Source organism: Aeribacillus sp. FSL K6-8394 (assembly GCF_038008865.1).
GTDB classification, from domain to species: domain Bacteria; phylum Bacillota; class Bacilli; order Bacillales; family Aeribacillaceae; genus Aeribacillus; species Aeribacillus composti.
In genome coordinates this window covers 1,529,537-1,548,876 of the sequence record NZ_JBBPAA010000001.1, presented here as the reverse complement: position 1 = coordinate 1,548,876, position 19,340 = coordinate 1,529,537, and the positions used below count along the sequence as shown (strand labels likewise).

Sequence of the window (19,340 nt, the reverse complement as noted above, 5' to 3'; positions counted from 1 at the left end):
CTACTCGATTAGTGTGGCACTGGTATACCGTGGTGAACAATCGTTTTATAGGTAAACCATCCAAAAACAGCGACTGTTCCAAGCGCAAACAAAATTCCCAATATGTTTTTTTGTTTTAAAGAACGGAAAATAGCATAGATACCAAGCAAAGTTACTAAAGTAAAGATAATGACAGTACCCATTGTATAGCCCCCAATCTTTTATACGTTGAAGTGCGGCAAATATCTTCCCCTTCATATTTTAATCTCTTTTACTAGATTTGTCGAGGTAGGAACGGTACGTTTGCATAAAATGACTATGTCAATTTTATGAACGGTATGTCCTGCACATTTTAGGTTTGGCCAAAAATTTTCTAACTATTCCTTTTGCGCCAAAAAAGAATGTTTTGTATGATGGAAATGAAAAGAAAATGACCTGAGGTGAGAGCATGAAATGGATGAGAATCCCGCTCGGATTGCTGCAAACAAATGCGTATATTTTAACAAATGACAAAAATGAGTGTATTTTATTTGATCCAGGCGATGAAGGAGAAAAGCTAATTGAAGTATTGCGCAAACATCAGTTGACTCCCCTTGCCATTTTGTTGACACATGCACATTTTGATCACATCGGAGCGATTGATGATGTTCGAAAAGTTTGGAATATTCCAGTATATGTCCACGAAAAAGAACAAAAATGGCTTGGCGATCCTTCTTTAAATGGATCTGGTCATTTTATGAATGGAAAAAATGTAACGGTAGAGGAAGCGGACGAAATCATTCGGGAAGAAGGAAGCTTGACAATTGGTTCTTTCCAGTTCTCTTTATTTGAAACACCGGGGCATTCTCCTGGAAGCATCTCCTACTATTTAGAAGAAGCAAATGCTGTTTTTTCAGGCGACGTATTATTTAAAGGAAGCATTGGCCGTACGGATTTGCTTGGAGGGAATCATGAAGAACTGCTGAAAAGCATTCATGAAAAACTGCTAGTGCTGCCGGAAGAAACCATTGTGTTGCCTGGCCACGGTTCAGAAACAACCATTATAGAAGAAATGGAAACAAATCCTTTTTTAAATGGATTTTCGCTTTCGTAAAAATTGAAGAAGGCCAAAAAACAGGCAATTCCATTGCGGAATTGCCTGTTTTTATTAATGGCCGCCTTGTCCAGGGACCATCATAAACGTCGTCCAATATGTAAACCCGACGAAGAAAATGGTCAAATATGCTCCGAAAATATAAATATACATACGTTCAGTTAATTTTAAATAAGATAGTAAAACAAAAAATCCAGTTTGACCAAAGAAAAGTAAAGACGTCGTCTTCATATCGCCTAAATAAAACATAATAGCAAAAATACCTGTCCAAAAACCGAGTACACGGAACATGCGATCCATTGTGTTTCCCTCCTTTTCCCTCAATCGGTCGCTTTTTATATTATAATGTACAGCTTGATACATTGTAAATATACCGTTTCCAATTGTTATTGTATCCACTTTGTTTTCAAACATGTTGTAAAAAAATGTTCAAAAATTATGAGTTTATAGCAAAAAATTGTTTTCTAAACAGTCTTTGCAAACAATTGTTATTTTTCGGTTATGCTCAATTAAATTTTGCAAAAGGAAAGGGAAAAGAAAAATCCATTATCTACGTTCGCATTTTTCTCTTCAATTCGTTAAGATGAATCCTAAGAAAAGAAAGGGGGGATATGGAATGATTGAAATTGAAAAGCTTAGCGAAAAACTGATTGAACTGGCGTGTTCATTTAGTGCCTCAGACATCCATATTGTTCCGAAAAAGAAAAAAGCAGTTATTCAATTTCGAATTGACGATGACATCAAAGAAATATTTCATCTGCCAAAAGCTATTTGTGAACGCTTAATTTCTCATTTTAAATTTATGGCCCAAATGGATATTGGCGAAAAAAGGCGTCCGCAAAACGGTGCTTACTCCTTCCATACGATTTACGGAGAGGTGCATCTTCGTTTATCGACATTGCCTACAGTATTCGATGAAAGTCTAGTCATCCGAATATTGCTAGAGCAATCGATTCAAACGCCTGAAAAACTTTCATTGTTCCCGTCAGAATCCAAAAAAATGCTTTCATTTTTAAAGCATTCTCACGGTCTCCTGATCCTTACCGGTCCGACCGGTTCGGGAAAAACGACCACTCTTTATTCGCTTCTCCATTATGCAAAAAAACATTTTAAAAGAAACATCATCACACTTGAAGATCCTGTGGAAACGAAAAGCGATGAAATGCTTCAAGTGCAGATCAATGAAAAAGCTGGAATTACGTATGCAAATGGGTTAAAAGCAATATTAAGACACGATCCCGATGTGATTATGGTCGGTGAAATTCGAGATCATGAGACAGCAAGGATTGCGGTCCGGGCTGGGCTTAGCGGACATTTAGTACTGACCACCATGCATACGCGGGATGCAAAGGGAGCTATTTACCGATTATTAGAATTTGGTGTAACCTTTTCCGAAATTGAGCAAACTTTGATCGCTGTTGCTGCGCAGCGTCTCGTTCATTTAATATGCCCGTTTTGCAAAGGGAATTGCCCGCCTTATTGCAAAAAATTAAAGGAAATTAGGAGAATTGGGGTCTATGAACTTCTTTACGGCAAAAATTTAACCGCCGCTATTCGGGAAGCAAAAGGAGAGGAGCAGAGTGAGTTAGATTATATGAAGTTAAAAGATGTAATTAAAAAAGGAATCGCTCTTGGATATTTATATCCGGACATATATGATCGTTGGGTGTTTGAATATGAATAGGCATCGATGGAACAAAAAGATGCAGGCACAATTTTTGAAGAAAGTGAGTGAGCTGCTTTCAGAAGGGTATGCATTAAATGAAGCTATTCGCTTTATGAGTTTTCATGTAAAAGAAAAATACCGACAAGATATTGAGGCTTGTATACAGATGTTGACAAAAGGAGATTCACTATACACGGCTTTTGAGAAGCTTGGATTTCATCGAGATGTACTAAGCTATCTTTTCTTTGCTGAAAAGCATGGTGATATACATTTTGCTTTAAAAGAAAGCTCAGTAATGCTGGAAAAACAACTCCTCCATTTGGAAAAATTTATTCAAGTTCTCCGTTATCCGCTCTTTTTAATTGCTCTTCTTTTAATTATTTTATTTGTCATCCAAGCAGTTGTTACCCCGCAATTTTCGTATATGTATGAAGCAGTTGATTTGAACGCCTCCTTCTTTCTGACATTTGTCATGTTTACCATTCAAGGGATCAAAACGTTTTTTTTCATTTTGTTTAGTTTCTTATTGCTCCTTTTTTTCTACTATTGGGTCTCTTTCAAAAAAAAGCCTCCGCTTGAAAAACAGAAGCTGCTTATGAAAATTCCGATCGTGTCAAAAGGTTTGCGGTTATTTCACAGCTACTATTTTTCTTTGCAAATGAGCAATTTGTTGAAGGGAGGATTGTCCGTTTTTGAATGCTTTACTCTGTTTCAAGAACAACATTTTCTCCATTTTTATAGGGAAGAGGCCAATCTGTTTATCGAGAAATTAAAGAAAGGAGAATCGCTAGAGATCATATTTGCTGAAAGTCCATTTTTTGAACAGGAACTTTCCTCTGTTGTTCAACATGGACAAGCCGTCGGTCAATTGTCTAAAGAGTTGTATATGTACAGCCGGTTCGTATTGGAGCGGATGGAACAAAAAATAATGAGAATCATTAGTTATATTCAGCCGGTCGTTTTTCTGATGATCGGGGTCTTCGTATTGATCATTTATTTATCGATTTTGCTTCCAATGTACCAAATGATGGGTCAAGTATAGGAGGATGAAAATAGTGAAAAATGAGCATGGATTTACATTGGTGGAAATGCTGGTTGTACTGTTAGTGATCTCGATTTTGCTTATTATAACGATTCCGAATGTTATGGCTCATAATAAAAATATTCAAAATAAAGGGTGCGAAGGTTTAATTGATATGGTGCAGGGTCAAGTCGTCGCATATGAAATGGAGTTTCATCAAACACCAACAATTAATGATTTAATCACGAAAGGGTACTTGCCGAATAATTCTGGAAAATGTCCAAATGGTGATGAGATTGAAATTGATGCAAATGGAAACGTCATTAAGAGCAACTAGGCAAAGTGGTTTTACTGTTCTGGAGATGCTTCTTGTTCTTTCGATCTTTTTGTTGATCAGCTCTTTTATATGGATTGGAGCAGCAAATATTTACAGAGAAAAAGTCATCGATCAATTTTTCGTTCAACTGGAAAAAGATTTGCTATATGTACAACAGCACGCATTCGTTAATAAAGAAAAAATTTATTTGTTTTGGTATCCTGACAAACATTACTACGAAGCTGAACGATCCGGCTTTAAAGGGGAACTGTTTGAAAGAGCATACGATCAAAACATAAAAGTCGAATCAGGAAACATAAAATTTCCAATCGAGTACTCTCCTTCCGGCTATTTTTATCAAGCTGGAACAATCTTCATTTCGTATGATAAAAAAACGTACAAAATCATTTTTAATTTAGGGAGAGGAAGGTTCCGTGTGGAAAAATTATAGCGGATATACGATCACAGAAATATTAATAGCATTTTCCATATGGTGTTTGCTTTCGCTGACGCTGGTCCCTGTGTCAACAGCCTTATTGAAACAGCAAAAAGAAGCAGCAGCATCTGTGCTGGCTTATCAACTGCTCAAAGAAGAACTTGAACGTTTTGTATTTGAAAAGAAAAAAACAAATGGCCAAGTTGAGCGGCAAGGGATGATGTTCGAACTGGTGTGGGGAAAGGAGGGGCAATTTGCTGAATTATGTGTTCTTTCGGATGAAAATGCAGAACAAAAGGTTTGCGGCTACATTTATGAACAATAAAGGATATACGGCAGCAAACATGCTGATAGCCTTTCTAGCGACAACCATTATCATCTCTTCCTTTGCACCCATGCTCTCATTTTTTCTCAAATTGAATGCGAGACAGCAAGATTTACATCCAAGCGAGTGGAATTTATTTCTAATTGAGCTTCATCGTGAAATCAAAACATCTCAACAAATAATGGTGAAGCAAAATGTTTTACAATATAAAAATCAAAAAGGAGAAGTAGTCACACTCAGCCAATATAATGATTTGCTGCGCTATCAAGTTGACGGAAAAGGACATGTTATTGTGCTGCGCGGTGTTCAAGCCTCTCATTTTATTCCAATAACACATGGTGTGAAAATTGAAATCACAAGCTTAGAAGGTAAGCGGTTTGAAGGAACCATTCGCGATGTGAAAGGAGTGATTCCTGATTGAAAAATGAAGATGGTCATATTTTTCCAATGACGATCGGCATATTTCTGCTTTGCATAATGATTCTTACCGCATATGCTTCCTCATATATTCAAGAGCAAAGATTTCGGCATGATGCGAAAGAGTTTTATTTGCAGGAAACGTTAATGCTTGCCGGTGTTCAATATTCGCTGAAAAAAGCTGACTATTCTGATACCCAGGAAATACTTGAACTCCCAAATGGAACCATTTCGTATAAACGAACGAAAAAAGAAAACGGAATCGTCAATATTTCCATTACATGCAAGACGATAAAAGGAACGGAGTATACGGCAAACTTTCATTATGATTTGAACAATCAACAGATTATGAGCTGGAATGAATATTCATAGCTTTCATCGTTCAGCGCCTTATCAAAGCTTCAACCAATCGTTTATTTGCCAGAATGTCTGTTTAAATGAACAGAGTTTAGGAAATAACACTAGCATTGCAGTAATTAAATCTGATGATTCAAAATACTAAGAATGTTCAATTTTTTATTGATTTCGAAACAAAAAAATCCTTTACAATGGAAGTACAGGTGGTTCCTGTCCAAATCCAATCGTAAAGGATAACTATTATGGACAAGAATACACTAATTTCATCATTTGGTAAATGGGTTTCACCCATAAATATTCAAAAACTTAGCGAACAAGTCAAAGAATTGAAACAGGACTATTACACAAAAAAGCTGACAACAGAAGCCTATATTAAACTTTTATTGGTAGCCCAACTGCTCGAATTTAAGAGCTTAGAGGAAATGAGTGATGCACTTGTAGACGAAGATCTTCAAAAAGCACTCGGATTTGAATCGATAAGTGCCTCTCAGCTATCCCGAAAAAACCATCAGATCAACCCACTAATTCTTGCAAATTTGTTCTTGGATCTTGTTTGGAAAATTCAACGGTACCATTATCAAAACGGAAAGAATATGCCACTGAAAATCATTGATTCCAGTACACTCCCGTTGAATTTGACCCATTATAAATGGGCAAAATTCCGTCAAACAAAAGCTGGTGTAAAGCTACACTTACGGCTCGTTTTCATGGATAAAGACACCGTCTATCCTGAAAAAGCAGTGATTACGACAGCAAAAGAACATGACCGAAATCAACTCGAAGTCCTAGTGGATGATCAAGAAGCCATGTATGTGTTTGACCGCGGTTATGTGGACTATGAACGTTTTGATCGGATGACAGATGATGGCTATTTCTTCGTTTCAAGACTGAAGAAAAACGCAGTCATTCGTGAAGTCTATACATTTTCACTTCCTGATGATTGTCACGTTCTATCCGATAAAATGGTCTACATTGGTACCACACAAAATCGTACTGAAAATGTCTTTCGTCTACTAGAAGTTATGGACACAAAAGGGAACTTACTTCGTTTCATCACCAACCGATTTGATTTAAAACCAGAAGAGATAAGTGATATTTACCGATCTCGCTGGGCTATTGAGCTCTTTTTCAAATGGCTCAAGCAACACGTGGAAATTAAGCACTTTTATGGAATGAGTGAAACAGCTATTCAAAATCAAATTTTCTTAGCCCTTATCACGTATTGCTTACATGTTCTCATTCAATTGGAGATGAAAAGTAAGAAATCCCTACTTCGAATTACTCGTTGGTTAAAGAGAGCTCTGTGGAAACCAGCTTATGTTTGGTTGCGAAAATTTGATGGGCGAGCCAGTCCATAATCTCCCTTTTGTCGTTGTCGCTCTGGTTTAACTGTATATATTTACCAAATGGGCAGTGCCACCTTTCTTTAGGTTTTGTCTTTTTGGCACAAATTCACAAAAAATAATTAACAGAAAATTCTAACTATATTTATGCAATGCTAATGAGGAAATAATATAAAAAAATTTTATTTCGAGGTGCCCGCTTATGTCTGGTAATGATTATGTGAAATATGTAACCGAACAGTTTGTAAAGTTTATTGACACCCCAAAAGAAGCAAGGAAACAAAGGCGTGAGGAACGGAAAAAAGATCGTCTTCCATTATCAATGAGATGGTTTGGATTTTTGCCGATGGCGTTTTTAATTTTGATCAAGAAAAAGAAATAAAGGAAAAGGAGCCGTTCACCAGCTCCTTTTTTAATGAAAAGTGATGAGATCATCCAATTTCTTGTGTATTTTCTGCGTCTTGATTTTATTTTAATGAATCAAAGAATCCGATGATAAATAAAAAATTCCTCCATTGTGGACTTCTATTTCAATGCGCGGTTCATACAGCTCTTGAATCGCCTTCTTTTCTGTCCAATAAACAGAAGGTTTTTCATCTAGATCTTCATAAAAATGCTCCAACAATGCTAAATCGGCATTCATTCGTTCTCTCGCTTCTTCCGCCCACCGATGGTCATCTTCTTCAATTTTTTTTATCACGTAATGCTTCAATCGAGTTAATCCGCTTTTTGGTGTAATTAATGGTGTAATGGTAAAACAAAAATCAGGAATTTTCGGTGTCAATTGAATTTTTTCTAGCAGCTCCTGAAAATTTTCAACAATCCTTCCGTTGATTAAATGCAGTCCTAATGAATAAGTTTGATCCTTCTTTTTGTCACAAATATACGAAATCGTTACATTCATTCCAATCCAAGGGTGAAGCGGCACGTTTGTTTTGGAAGCTGCTGTCTGTTCATATAACCGAATATAAGAAGACATTTTCTTCGTTGCCGCAAAAATTTGGTGCAGTCTCGGCGATCCGAAATGAATCCATTCACCTTTTACATCTTCCGGAGCCTCCTTTGAATCCGTGATGAAAGTAAGTTTCATCGGATTTGGAGTTCCACCGGTTTTTTCTAAATAATGCCAGTAAAAAGGCCGGTTCATTAATTCTTTATCCATTTCAACAGTTAATTGAACGGTAAAATATCCGTTTTTTTCTTCAATAATTGGACAATTGGTCGCCTGAAAAAAGCGTTTTAAAAATGTGGAAATTTGAGCCTGCTGCATCATTCCGCCTCCTATTTAAAAATTTTGCAAGCAGCTATGAAAATAAAGAAATTAGTTATTCTCGGCCTGTTGTAATTGTTCACCAAAGTTAAGAATAGCCGCTAAATTTTCCATTTTAATTTTCATTTCTCCTTCCGAACTCGACTGAATCATAATATCTTCTATATGTTCATGAATATTGCGGAGGTCAAGTTTTGCTAAAATACTGTCCAATTCCCCAATAACACGTTCAAACAGATTTATTTTTTCATATAATAGCTTTAAGATATGCTCCTCTACTGTATTTTTTGTCGCCATGTTATAAATGAACACGTCTCGTTCTTGTCCGAGACGGTGGATGCGCCCGATTCGCTGCTCCAAACGCATCGGGTTCCAAGGCAGATCATAATTAATGATATGATTGCAAAACTGCAAATTTATCCCTTCCCCTCCTGCCTCTGTCGCGATCAGTACTTGCGCCCTATTTTTAAATAAATCCTTCATCCAATCCTTTTTGCCGCGTTTAAATCCGCCGCGGAACGGAACAGATGTTATGCCGTGCTGTTTTAAAAACCATTGTAAATATAATTGTGTTGCCCGGTATTCGGTAAAAATAATCACTTTATCGTTAATGTTTTGAATGAGTTCGACCGTTTTTTCTGCTTTCGAATTTTTTGTTACTTGATCGATATAGCCCATTAGATTGCGAATGATCTTTTCAGGCAATTGTGGAGCTTCATCCTTTTTATCAAGCATTTTTTTTAATGTTATGTACACTGCTTCTCTGCTCGAACATGCTTCACGCTGAAGCGTTAAAATGGAGAAACTGCTTGTCGGAATAGAGAATGACGACCGAATTTGGCTGATGGCATCATATAAAGCCTGTTCAGCTTCCGAAAATTGAATCCAAATCGTTTCCACATGTCTTTTTGACCATTCAATTCCTGTATCAATGCGGCGGTTTCGTATCATAACTTTATTGACAAGTTCTCGTAAATGCTCATCGTCACGAATATTCCGTCCTTTTTTCTTAAACATATCGTGAAAGAGCTGTTCATTGCCGAGATGTCCAGGTTTTAAAAGAGAAACAAGGTTGAAAATTTCTTCAATGCGATTTTGAATAGGCGTTGCCGTCAATAATAAACAAAATTTTTTCTTTAAATTTTGAACAAACTCATAGTTTTTTGTTTTGTTATTTTTTAATTTATGCGCTTCATCAATGATGACCATGTCATAATCCAATCCGTGAATAATTTCTTTATGGGGGCTTCTTTTTGCTGTATCAAGGGAAGATACGACAACATCGCATTGCTCCCAAACATAGCTTTTCTTTTGCTCAACGGCAGGAATGTAAAATTTTTCATTTAATTCCCTCACCCATTGGGAGACGAGTGAAGCTGGAACTAAGATGAGCACTTTTTTGACAAGTCCGCGAATCATATATTCTTTTAATATTAATCCGGCTTCAATTGTTTTGCCGAGACCGACTTCATCAGCTAATATTGCTTTTCCGTTTAATTTTTCTACTACTGTTTGTGCGACCTCCAATTGGTGGGGAAGAGGGGTTACATGATCAAGATGCAAAGGAGCTACTAAACCTTCAAATGATGGAATGGTCAAATAATTCGTAACTTCATAAGCTAATTTGTATAATTCCCAGTTTGCCCACGGACCGTCTTCCTTTAATCTTTGCAAAAATTCTTCTTCCCATGTTGTTTTATAGCGGATGTTTATATTCATTGCCCACACCCTATCCTTTATTTTTATATTCAAAGTGAAATGTTCATTTTTTTTATCGCTAATTCAAAAACCGTCCCGTTTTTTGATTATAAATTTTTATAAACACGAACAATTAACAATGATTTTTTTAAAATTATTTGGGAAAGGTATTGCTGAAACCGTTTAAAGATGATACCATTAAAATACGTTTGAAGTCTTTTTCTTTTGTTTTCTACTCATCTTTTTCCTTTTTGTCGAATATGTCATTTGTTATTTTTTCACAATTTACAAGAAAATATGTGCGGATGAGAGCAAGGGGAGAGACCTCCTTTGTGAGGCGCCGAAGGAGCAAGCATATGTGAATCTCTCAGGCAAAAAGACTCTTGTTTGACGCAGCTCTGGAGAGTGTTTGCATATTGTGCAAACCACCAAAGGGGAAAGCCTTTATAAGGTAAACTTTCAGGTGCAAGGACAGAGACGGTGTAGCAAAATCTTGTCGATTGGAATAGACAAGACGATACTAGGCCGTTTTCTGTCCTTTTTTCTGCTTTTTAAGCTGAAAAATTTTGAGAGAAACTAGATGCAAAAAATAGATCAGGAGGGGAAATGATGAATGAATTAAAACGCACTCCTCTTTTTGAAGTGTATAAACAATATCGAGCAAAGACGATCAATTTTGGAGGATGGGAATTACCTGTGCAATTTACTTCCATTAAAGAGGAGCATTACGCTGTCCGCACCAATGCAGGTCTATTTGATGTTTCTCATATGGGAGAAATCATTGTAAAAGGGAAAGATAGTCTTCAGTTTTTGCAAAAGGTATTAACTAATGATGTTTCAAAGCTTCGGGATGGAAAGGCTCAATACACAATTATGTGTTATGAAGATGGAGGCTGTGTAGACGATTTAATCGTTTATCGGCTAAACGAGGAAAAATATCTTTTAGTAGTCAATGCAGCGAATATTCAAAAAGATTTTCAATGGCTCATGTCTCAAAAACACGGAGATGTTGAATTGCAAAATATTTCTGAAAGCTGTGCTCTCCTTGCATTGCAAGGCCAGAAAGCGGAAAAGGTGCTGCAAACTTTAACAGACGTACACTTATCTGAGTTGAAATTTTTTGAATTTATTGAAAGTGCTGAGATCGCAGGTAAAAAAGCGCTCATTGCCCGAACTGGTTATACCGGGGAAGACGGCTTTGAAATCTATTGCCAAAGTGAGGACGCCGTTTATTTATGGGAGAAGATTTTGCAAGCAGGAGATAAAGAAAAAGTTGTTCCATGCGGATTGGGCGCTCGTGATACTTTGCGGCTGGAAGCAGCTTTGCCGTTGTACGGTCAAGATCTTTCGGAAGACATTACTCCGATAGAAGCAGGAGTCGGATTTGCAGTGAAGCTTACGAAAAAAGAGAATTTTATCGGAAAAGATGTATTGCAAATACAAAAAGAACAAGGGGTATCGAGGCTGGCGGTCGGCTTGGAAATGATCGAAAAAGGCATTCCCCGTTCAGGCTATAAATTGTTTTCTGGAAATCAACAAATTGGAGTTGTTACATCAGGGACGCACTCTCCTACTTTGAATAAAAGCATCGGGATCGCTCTCGTCAAGAAAGAATTTTCGGAGATCGGGAATGAAATCGAGGTGGAAGTTCGGACAAAACGATTAAAAGCAAGAGTAGTACCAACTCCATTTTATAAACGACCAACAAAAAATGGAAAATAAAGAAAGGAGAAGCTTTCGATGAAGCATCGCTATTTACCGATGACAGAAACTGATCGAAAAGAGATGTTGGAGGCGATCGGAGTCGAATCGATCGATGACCTGTTTGCCGACATTCCAGAAAGTGTACGGTATAAAGGAAAATACAACATAAAGGCTCAGAAACCGGAAACCGAGCTGTTTCGCGAGCTATCTCAACTTGCTGCTAAAAATAAAGATGTAAAAACAAACGTTTCCTTTTTGGGAGCTGGAGTGTATGACCATTATATTCCGGCAATTGTCGATCATGTCATTTCCCGATCAGAGTTTTATACGGCTTATACGCCATACCAGCCAGAAATTTCTCAAGGCGAGCTCCAAGCAATATTCGAATTTCAAACAATGATTTGTGAATTGACAGGAATGGATGTCGCCAACTCGTCGATGTACGACGGAGGGACAGCTTTAGCAGAAGCTGCATTATTAGCTGCAGGTCAAACAAAAAAGAAAAAGGTGCTCGTTTCGCAAACGGTGCATCCTGAAACGAGAGATGTGCTAAAAACTTATGCAAAAGGACAAAACGTTGAGGTAGTGGAAATCCCTTACCGAAACGGAGTGACCGATGTAGAGGCATTAAAAGAAATGATGAACGCCGAAGTAGCATCAGTCATTGTACAGCATCCAAATTTTTTCGGCCAACTTGAACCGCTTCACCAAATCGAAGAGATCTCCCATTCCGAGAAAAGCTTATTGATTGTTTCAAGCAATCCTCTTGCTTTAGGTGTGCTTTCACCGCCTGGTTCATTTGGTGCGGATATCGTAGTAGGCGATGTTCAACCGTTTGGAATTCCAATGTCTTTTGGCGGTCCAACTTGTGGATATTTCGCCGTAAAAAAAGAGCTGATGAGAAAAATTCCTGGGCGACTCGTCGGTCAAACAGTAGATGAAGAGGGGAAACGAGGCTTTGTTCTCACTCTGCAGGCAAGGGAGCAGCATATCAGAAGGGATAAAGCTACATCAAACATTTGCTCCAACCAAGCGTTAAATGCTCTTGCCTCTTCTGTTGCCATGACTGCTCTTGGAAAAACAGGTGTAAAAGAAATGGCTTATCAAAATATCCAAAAAGCAAACTATGCGAAAAAGATGTTTGAGAAGAAAGGTTTTTCCATTCCGTTTCAAGGTCCAATGTTTAATGAGTTTGTCGTGAAGCTGTCCAAACCAGTTTCTTTGGCCAATAAAAAGCTGCTCGAAAAGGGAATCATCGGCGGCTACGACCTTGGCAGAACGTATCCGGAACTTGAAAAACATATGCTTGTAGCGGTAACAGAGCTTCGTTCGAAAGAAGAAATCGATTTATTTGTGAACGAGTTGGAGGGATGGCAATGAAGGATCAACCGTTAATTTTTGAAATATCAAAACCAGGACGGATCGGATACAGCCTGCCTGATTTAGACGTACCGGAGGAAAATATTGATCAGCTGATTCCTAGTGACTATTTGCGGACAGAAGATGCCGAGCTGCCGGAAGTATCAGAACTTGACATTATGCGCCATTATACTGCTTTGTCGAAGCGGAACCACGGTGTGGATTCCGGTTTTTATCCGCTTGGTTCCTGTACAATGAAATATAATCCGAAAATAAATGAAAATGTGGCAAGATTAACTGGCTTTTCTTATATTCATCCATTACAGGATGAAGCGACGGTTCAAGGAGCAATGGAATTAATGTATGATTTATCAGAACATTTAAAAGAAATTACAGGTATGGATGCTGTTACATTGCAGCCGTCTGCAGGGGCGCACGGAGAGTGGACGGGGCTCATGATGATTCGCGCCTACCATGAGGCAAATGGAGAAAAACATCGAACACAAGTGATTGTACCTGATTCAGCCCATGGAACAAATCCTGCTTCAGCGACCGTTGCCGGTTTTGAAACTGTCACGGTGCGATCTGATCAAAACGGACTTGTCGACTTAGACGACTTAAAGAGAGTGGTAGGAGAAAATACAGCTGCTCTTATGTTAACAAACCCAAATACGCTCGGTTTGTTTGAAGAGCATATTGTAGAGATGGCGGAGATTGTTCATTCAGTTGGAGGAAAATTGTATTATGACGGAGCGAATTTAAATGCAATTTTAGGCAAAGCGAGACCAGGGGATATGGGCTTTGATGTCGTTCATTTAAATCTTCATAAAACGTTTACAGGCCCCCACGGGGGAGGGGGTCCCGGTTCAGGACCTGTCGGTGTCAAAAAAGAGTTAATTCCTTTTTTGCCGAAGCCTGTGCTCGTCAAGGATGAAAATGGATTTCGTTTCGACGAAGACAGGCCGCAATCGATCGGACGAGTAAAATCATTTTATGGAAATTTTGGAATCAATGTGCGGGCATACACATACATCCGCTCCATGGGTCCGGACGGTTTAAAGGCGGTTTCTGAAAATGCGGTATTAAATGCGAATTATATGCTGAAAAAATTAGCGCCTTATTACGAAATGCCGTATGACCGCATTTGTAAACACGAATTTGTCTTGTCTGCGAAACGGCAAAAGAAGCTCGGTGTCCGTGCGCTTGATATTGCAAAAAGGCTTCTCGATTTCGGGTATCATCCGCCGACAATTTATTTTCCGCTCAATGTTGAAGAATGCATGATGATTGAACCGACTGAAACGGAATCAAAGGAAACATTGGATGCTTTTATCGAAGCGATGATTCAAATTGCTAAAGAAGCGGAGGAAGAACCGGAAATCGTTCAAGAAGCTCCTCATACAACAGTCGTCAAAAGGCTCGATGAAACACTCGCAGCAAGAAATCCGATATTAAAATATGAAAAAAAGTAAGGATTCGCGTTTTGCGAATCCTTATCTTTTATACTTCATTTTATTTCCCTTTTTTAATTTTTCCAGTCCACTTTTTAAAGCCGCCCTTTAAATAATAGAGCTCCTGATAGCCTTTTTTCTTCAGCATTTGTGCGGCTCGCCCGCTTCTTGCACTTGACTGGCAATATAAATAAACCGGTTTGTCTGGGCGGATTTCTTTATAGCGCTGTCTCAATTGGGAAAGGGGAATATTTCTTGCTCCTAAAATGTGGCCACCTTCAAATTCATTCGGCTCCCGCACATCGATGAGCTGCGCTTTCCGATAGCCGGCTTTAAATTCTTCCTCCGTTAATCCTTTCATAATCTTTTTTTGATATAAAAATGTGGCCAAAAAATAAATGATAATAGCTGCAAGAATGAGCAATGACCATTCCACGCTTGTTCGACTCCTTTTTATTTGTTTGAATTTATTTGTTTGAAGTTCATGTGAACATACATACGAATGTTGGACAACATTTATTATATAAAACAAGAATGGAAATGTCATTTCTTTTCGGGCGTTTTATTTAACAATATCCTCTTCATTTGATAGACTAAAAAAGCAAATATAAAATAAAGAGGGTTGCGATATGGGAAAAGAAATATGGAATTATATTGATTCTGGCTTTTCATCCCCTTTTTACAATATGGCTCTTGATGAAGCTTTATTGGACTGGCACAGTGAAGGAAAAATCGCTCCGACGATTCGTTTTTACGGATGGAATCCGCCGACATTATCCATCGGCTATTTTCAAAAGGTTGAAAAAGAAATTGATATGGATGCTGTAAGACGGCACGGCCTTGGCTTTGTACGAAGACCAACAGGCGGAAGGGGCGTGCTGCATGACAAGGAGCTTACATATAGTGTCATCGTATCCGAAGATCATCCGCGAATGCCCAAAACCGTGACAGAGGCTTATCGTGTAATTTCGGAAGGAATTTTGCATGGATTTCGCTTGTTAGGCTTAGACGCTCATTTTGCAATTCCAAGAACGGATGAAGAAAAACAGCATTTGAAAAATCCGCGGTCATCTGTATGCTTTGATGCACCGTCTTGGTATGAGCTGGTAGTTGAAGGAAGAAAAGTTGCCGGGAGTGCCCAAACTCGCCAGAAAGGCGTTATCCTGCAGCACGGCTCGATATTGCTAGATTTAGATGAAAAGCTGCTGTTCGACTTGTTTAAATATCCTAATGAGCGAGTCAGGGAAAGATTAGAGAAAAACTTTAAAAATAAAGCGGTGGCGATCAACGACCTTAGAGAAACTCCAGTCACAATGGAAGAGGCATGGAGCGCCTTTAAAAAAGGGTTTGAATACGGGCTTGATATTGAGTTGAGACCGTACCAATTGTCTAGCGAACAAGAAGAGTATGTGAAAAAACTGGCTAAAGAGAAATATGAAACTGAAGAATGGAATTTTAGAAGATGAAGCGGCGAACATGCCGTTTTTTGTATGATCAAAATGAAATGGATCGTTGCTTGTAAATCAAGGTGCCGATGTGTTTTCAAAAACTGCAACTGACAAATTTCTTCAAATACCGCCGGAATGATTCTAAGATCATTAAATTTCTTTTCCTTGCTTCTTTTTTTGGTTAGTTTTACATTTGACATTTTCATAATGTAGTGTATATCATACAATATATAGAGCAAACAAATGTTCTTTAGCACAATATATTGTTATTTTTTCGTTGATAATATCATCTAAATGTGGTAACGTATATCAAGTACGATATTTTTAAGGGAGTTGTGAATATGACAGTGGCGCTGAATGAGAAAATGAAAATTGATGTGGAGAAGCTGAATAAAGATATCAGCCTTTTCCCGCAGGTGCATCCGATTACGGAAGATATGAAAATCACGCACAAAGGTGTTTCGCGCCTTGTAATGCTGGACAGGTATTCATTTAAAGACACTGAAAAAATTACGCTATCTGAAGGCGATTTTGTAGTGCTGACGATCAAGGAAGATCCAAAATTTCCTGCAAGAGGGCTAGGCTACATTAAAGAAATTGATTGGGAAAATAAAAAGGCAAAGGTTCAGGTCGAAGAAGAGTTTCGTCATACTCTTGAAAAGCCTGAAGAACGGGAGACGGGAATCATCGTTCGCTCTTTAGATGTCATCGAAAAACCGCTTGAAATTTTTTATGAACAAATTGCCAAAAGAAATGCAACAGGTCTTGCTGCTGTTGAAAAAACAGAAGAAAAAAGAAAAGAATGGTTTGAAAAATTTTATCAAGAGCTCGTCAATCTGCATTTTATTCCGGCTGGCCGGGTTCTTTACGGCGCAGGAGCAGGAACCGAAGTGACGTATTTTAACTGCTATGTCATGCCCTTTGTAAAAGATTCCCGTGAAGGGATCTCTGAACACCGCAAACAAGTAATGGAAATTATGAGCCGCGGAGGCGGTGTCGGCACGAACGGTTCAACATTGAGACCAAGAAACACATTAGCTCGTGGTGTAAACGGCAAATCATCAGGATCTGTGTCGTGGCTGGATGACATTGCAAAATTAACCCATCTTGTTGAACAAGGTGGCTCACGGCGAGGAGCCCAAATGATTATGCTGGCCGACTGGCATCCTGACATCATTGAATTTATCGTTTCCAAAATGCAAAACCCGCGCATTTTGCGCTACTTAATTGAAAATACAAATGATGAAGGAATTAAGAAGGCGGCTGAAGACAAGCTCAAATTTGTTCCTCTTACACAGCAAGAGCGCGACATGTATCAAGGAATTGTCAACTTTAAAAATGTTCCGGGCAAAGGAGGCTTTTCAGACGCTGTTATTAGAGAGGCGGAATTAAAGCTTCGAGTCGGAGGAACATATACTGTTCATAATCCGGAATTTTTAACTGGCGCTAACATTTCTGTCTGTTTGACGAAAGAGTTTATGGAAGCAGTGGAAGAAGATCGGGAGTATGAGCTTCGCTTCCCAGATGTGGAAAGCTACAATGATGAAGAAATGAAGATTTACAATGAAGAATGGCATAAAGTTGGCGATGTGCGCGAGTGGGAGAAAATGGGGCATCGCGTGCGCGTGTACCGCAAAATTCGCGCAAGAGAGCTTTGGAAGCTGATTAACATTTGTGCAACCTATTCAGCGGAGCCAGGTATTTTCTTCATTGACAATGCCAATGATATGACGAACGCAAGAGCATACGGTCAAAAGGTTGTTGCAACAAATCCGTGCGGTGAACAGCCTCTTGCACCATATTCCGTCTGCAACTTAGCAGCAGTAAACTTGGCGAAGATGGTCGACAAGGAAAAGAAAGCTGTTGACTATGAAAAGCTCAAACGAACTGTGGAAATCGGCGTCAGAATGCAAGATAATGTCATTGATGCTACGCCTTATTTTCTCGAAGAAAACAAAAAGCAAGCGCTGGGTGAACGGCGCATCGGCTTAGGCGTTATGGGTTTGGCGGACTTGCTTATCTACTGCGAAAAAGAATATGGAGCAGAGGACGGCAACAAGCTTGTTGATGAAGTGTTTAAGGTAATTGCAACGACCGCATACCGGGCATCAATAGAACTGGCAAAAGAAAAAGGCAGCTTCCCGTTCCTAGTCGGCGAAACGGAGGAAGAGACGCAAAAATTAAGACAAGCCTTCATTAATACAGGATATATGAAAAAAATGCCGGAAGATATTCGCGAAAACATTTTAAAATATGGTATTCGCAACTCGCATTTGCTGACGGTAGCACCGACAGGATCAACTGGCACTATGGTTGGCGTTTCTACAGGTCTTGAGCCATATTTCTCCTTCTCGTACTACCGAAGCGGGCGTCTTGGCAAATTTATTGAAGTAAAAGCGGATATCGTTCAAGAATATTTAAACGAACATCCGGAAGCTGATCCGAATCATTTACCGCATTGGTTTGTGTCAGCGATGGACTTGTCGCCTGAAGCTCATGCCGATGTGCAATGTATCATTCAACGATGGGTCGATTCAAGCCTTTCCAAAACAGTAAATGCGCCGAAAGGCTATACAGTTGATCAAGTGCAAAAAGTATATGAGCGCCTATGGAAGGGCGGAGCAAAAGGCGGAACTGTTTATGTAGACGGAAGCCGTGATACCCAAGTCCTGACATTAAAAGCGGAAGAAAATGTATTGAATGACGACATTCCGGAATCGACGAAAGAAAATGAAGGTAAAGTTGTGTTAATGAACACTGTTCAAGATTTGCGCTCAACTGATGTCACATATGGCAACGAAGTCGGCAATACATGTCCTGTTTGCCGGGAAGGAAAGGTTCAAGAAATCGGCGGCTGCAATACTTGTACAAAATGCGGTGCCCAATTGAAATGTGGATTATAATAAAGCGGCAGACTTGTTCTGCTGCTTTATTCTTGTGCGCCCGGCATGGGTGTAATCTATAGGGTGAAAGTCCCGAGCTGCGAAGGCAGAAGTAGCAGTTAGCTTAACGCAAGGGTGTCCGTGGTGACGCGGAATCTGAAGGAAGCGAGCGGCAAACTTTAAGGTCTCTCGGAACACGAACTTCATATGAGGCTAGGTATCACTGGGTGAGTTTGCATGACAAAACAAAGCCCTTTCTGCCGAAGGTGATACAGAGTAAATGAAGCAGATGGATGGAAGGAAAGATTACACTCTTACCCGGGGAGGTCTGGCTGGCACGCCAAGTAACCTTGGTAACCTATCTAGTGATAGATAGCTGAACAGTCAGAAGTCAGCAGAGGTCATAGTATTAGTTGGTCTAGAACAACTAAGAAGGACCGAACAATTAAGAGAGAATAGCCCTTGGCATTCAGTGAGTCATGATGAACACAGAAAACGTAGTACCTCACTTGAGGGAGGAAGCGGTGAATCCCGTGGGAGACCTCTTGGAGGGTGGAGTGACCACTGGCATAAAG

Annotated in this window: 20 protein-coding genes and 1 riboswitch; of the genes, 15 read left to right on the top strand and 5 right to left on the bottom strand. The window is 39.1% G+C overall.

All coding sequences use genetic code 11. The features are described 5' to 3' along the window. Positions 1-8 precede the first annotated feature (8 nt). On the bottom strand, positions 9-182 hold the full coding sequence (locus NSR00_RS07305; protein WP_065095533.1) for a DUF2759 domain-containing protein: 174 nt from the start codon (positions 180-182) through the stop codon (positions 9-11). Between the two features lie 245 nt (positions 183-427). Here NSR00_RS07305 and NSR00_RS07300 point away from each other — a divergent pair, with 245 nt between their 5' ends. Beyond that, positions 428-1,072: an MBL fold metallo-hydrolase gene (locus tag NSR00_RS07300; protein ID WP_063388091.1), complete on the top strand. Its 645-nt coding sequence runs from the start codon at positions 428-430 to the stop codon at positions 1,070-1,072. 54 nt (positions 1,073-1,126) lie between these two features. On the opposite strand, the gene NSR00_RS07295 is transcribed toward NSR00_RS07300, so the two are convergent. Then, positions 1,127-1,372, bottom strand: a complete 246-nt coding sequence (locus NSR00_RS07295; RefSeq protein ID WP_063388092.1) for a DUF2626 domain-containing protein — start codon at positions 1,370-1,372, stop codon at positions 1,127-1,129. A gap of 316 nt (positions 1,373-1,688) precedes the next feature. Here NSR00_RS07295 and comGA point away from each other — a divergent pair, with 316 nt between their 5' ends. The 9 genes from comGA to NSR00_RS07250 all read left to right on the top strand — a co-directional run bounded on the left by comGA (position 1,689) and on the right by NSR00_RS07250 (position 7,335). Beyond that, the gene (comGA, locus tag NSR00_RS07290) at positions 1,689-2,756 is read left to right on the top strand and encodes a competence type IV pilus ATPase ComGA (protein ID WP_130156359.1); all 1,068 of its coding nucleotides are present in this window, start codon (positions 1,689-1,691) and stop codon (positions 2,754-2,756) included. Then, complete coding sequence (comGB, locus tag NSR00_RS07285) at positions 2,749-3,780, top strand: competence type IV pilus assembly protein ComGB (protein WP_340787874.1); 1,032 nt, start codon at positions 2,749-2,751, stop codon at positions 3,778-3,780. Before comGA ends, comGB begins: the two co-directional genes overlap by 8 nt. 4 nt (positions 3,781-3,784) lie before the next feature. Then, the gene (gene comGC / locus NSR00_RS07280; protein ID WP_063388095.1) at positions 3,785-4,096 is read left to right on the top strand and encodes a competence type IV pilus major pilin ComGC; all 312 of its coding nucleotides are present in this window, start codon (positions 3,785-3,787) and stop codon (positions 4,094-4,096) included. Further along, positions 4,065-4,526: a competence type IV pilus minor pilin ComGD gene (gene comGD, locus NSR00_RS07275; RefSeq protein ID WP_066247587.1), complete on the top strand. Its 462-nt coding sequence runs from the start codon at positions 4,065-4,067 to the stop codon at positions 4,524-4,526. Before comGC ends, comGD begins: the two co-directional genes overlap by 32 nt. Further along, positions 4,510-4,836 (top strand): hypothetical protein, encoded by a 327-nt coding sequence (locus NSR00_RS07270; protein WP_063388097.1) that lies wholly within the window; start codon positions 4,510-4,512, stop codon positions 4,834-4,836. Before comGD ends, NSR00_RS07270 begins: the two co-directional genes overlap by 17 nt. Next, positions 4,766-5,257, top strand: coding sequence for a competence type IV pilus minor pilin ComGF (gene comGF / locus NSR00_RS07265; protein ID WP_327856456.1), 492 nt, complete (start codon positions 4,766-4,768; stop codon positions 5,255-5,257). The genes NSR00_RS07270 and comGF overlap by 71 nt, the downstream gene beginning before the upstream one ends. Next, a complete protein-coding gene (comGG, locus tag NSR00_RS07260; RefSeq protein ID WP_327874156.1) occupies positions 5,254-5,625 on the top strand; it encodes a competence type IV pilus minor pilin ComGG in 372 nt (123 codons plus the stop codon). The genes comGF and comGG overlap by 4 nt, the downstream gene beginning before the upstream one ends. 227 nt (positions 5,626-5,852) lie before the next feature. Beyond that, the gene (locus NSR00_RS07255; protein WP_340786899.1) at positions 5,853-6,968 is read left to right on the top strand and encodes an IS4 family transposase; all 1,116 of its coding nucleotides are present in this window, start codon (positions 5,853-5,855) and stop codon (positions 6,966-6,968) included. A gap of 187 nt (positions 6,969-7,155) precedes the next feature. Further along, positions 7,156-7,335: a YqzE family protein gene (locus tag NSR00_RS07250; protein WP_063388100.1), complete on the top strand. Its 180-nt coding sequence runs from the start codon at positions 7,156-7,158 to the stop codon at positions 7,333-7,335. Between the two features lie 90 nt (positions 7,336-7,425). Here the strand turns inward: NSR00_RS07250 and NSR00_RS07245 are convergent, their stop codons facing one another. Both NSR00_RS07245 and NSR00_RS07240 read right to left on the bottom strand, forming a co-directional pair. Continuing rightward, positions 7,426-8,223 carry a YqhG family protein gene (locus NSR00_RS07245; protein ID WP_340787871.1) on the bottom strand — a complete coding sequence of 266 codons (798 nt, stop codon included), beginning with the start codon at positions 8,221-8,223 and terminating at the stop codon, positions 7,426-7,428. Between the two features lie 51 nt (positions 8,224-8,274). Beyond that, entirely contained in the window at positions 8,275-9,942 is a 1,668-nt protein-coding gene (locus NSR00_RS07240) for a DEAD/DEAH box helicase (protein WP_066247594.1), read from the bottom strand. A gap of 284 nt (positions 9,943-10,226) precedes the next feature. Then, a riboswitch (glycine riboswitch) is annotated at positions 10,227-10,314 on the top strand. A 213-nt stretch (positions 10,315-10,527) separates the two neighbouring features. On the opposite strand from NSR00_RS07240, the gene gcvT reads away from it, so the two are divergent. From gcvT to gcvPB, 3 genes are read left to right on the top strand one after another with little or no spacing between them, the layout of a single operon-like run. After that, entirely contained in the window at positions 10,528-11,643 is a 1,116-nt protein-coding gene (gene gcvT, locus NSR00_RS07235; protein ID WP_082829399.1) for a glycine cleavage system aminomethyltransferase GcvT, read from the top strand. Between the two features lie 18 nt (positions 11,644-11,661). Then, positions 11,662-13,005 (top strand): aminomethyl-transferring glycine dehydrogenase subunit GcvPA, encoded by a 1,344-nt coding sequence (gcvPA, locus tag NSR00_RS07230; protein ID WP_340787868.1) that lies wholly within the window; start codon positions 11,662-11,664, stop codon positions 13,003-13,005. Continuing rightward, a complete protein-coding gene (gcvPB, locus tag NSR00_RS07225) occupies positions 12,996-14,456 on the top strand; it encodes an aminomethyl-transferring glycine dehydrogenase subunit GcvPB (RefSeq protein WP_130156377.1) in 1,461 nt (486 codons plus the stop codon). The genes gcvPA and gcvPB overlap by 10 nt, the downstream gene beginning before the upstream one ends. A gap of 40 nt (positions 14,457-14,496) precedes the next feature. On the opposite strand, the gene NSR00_RS07220 is transcribed toward gcvPB, so the two are convergent. Continuing rightward, positions 14,497-14,871, bottom strand: a complete 375-nt coding sequence (locus tag NSR00_RS07220) for a rhodanese-like domain-containing protein (protein WP_063388106.1) — start codon at positions 14,869-14,871, stop codon at positions 14,497-14,499. A 193-nt stretch (positions 14,872-15,064) separates the two neighbouring features. Between NSR00_RS07220 and NSR00_RS07215 the strand changes: the two genes are divergently transcribed. Further along, entirely contained in the window at positions 15,065-15,901 is an 837-nt protein-coding gene (locus tag NSR00_RS07215; RefSeq protein WP_063388107.1) for a lipoate--protein ligase family protein, read from the top strand. A gap of 323 nt (positions 15,902-16,224) precedes the next feature. Beyond that, positions 16,225-18,786, top strand: a complete 2,562-nt coding sequence (locus NSR00_RS07210; RefSeq protein ID WP_063388108.1) for a vitamin B12-dependent ribonucleotide reductase — start codon at positions 16,225-16,227, stop codon at positions 18,784-18,786. Positions 18,787-19,340: the final 554 nt, after the last annotated feature.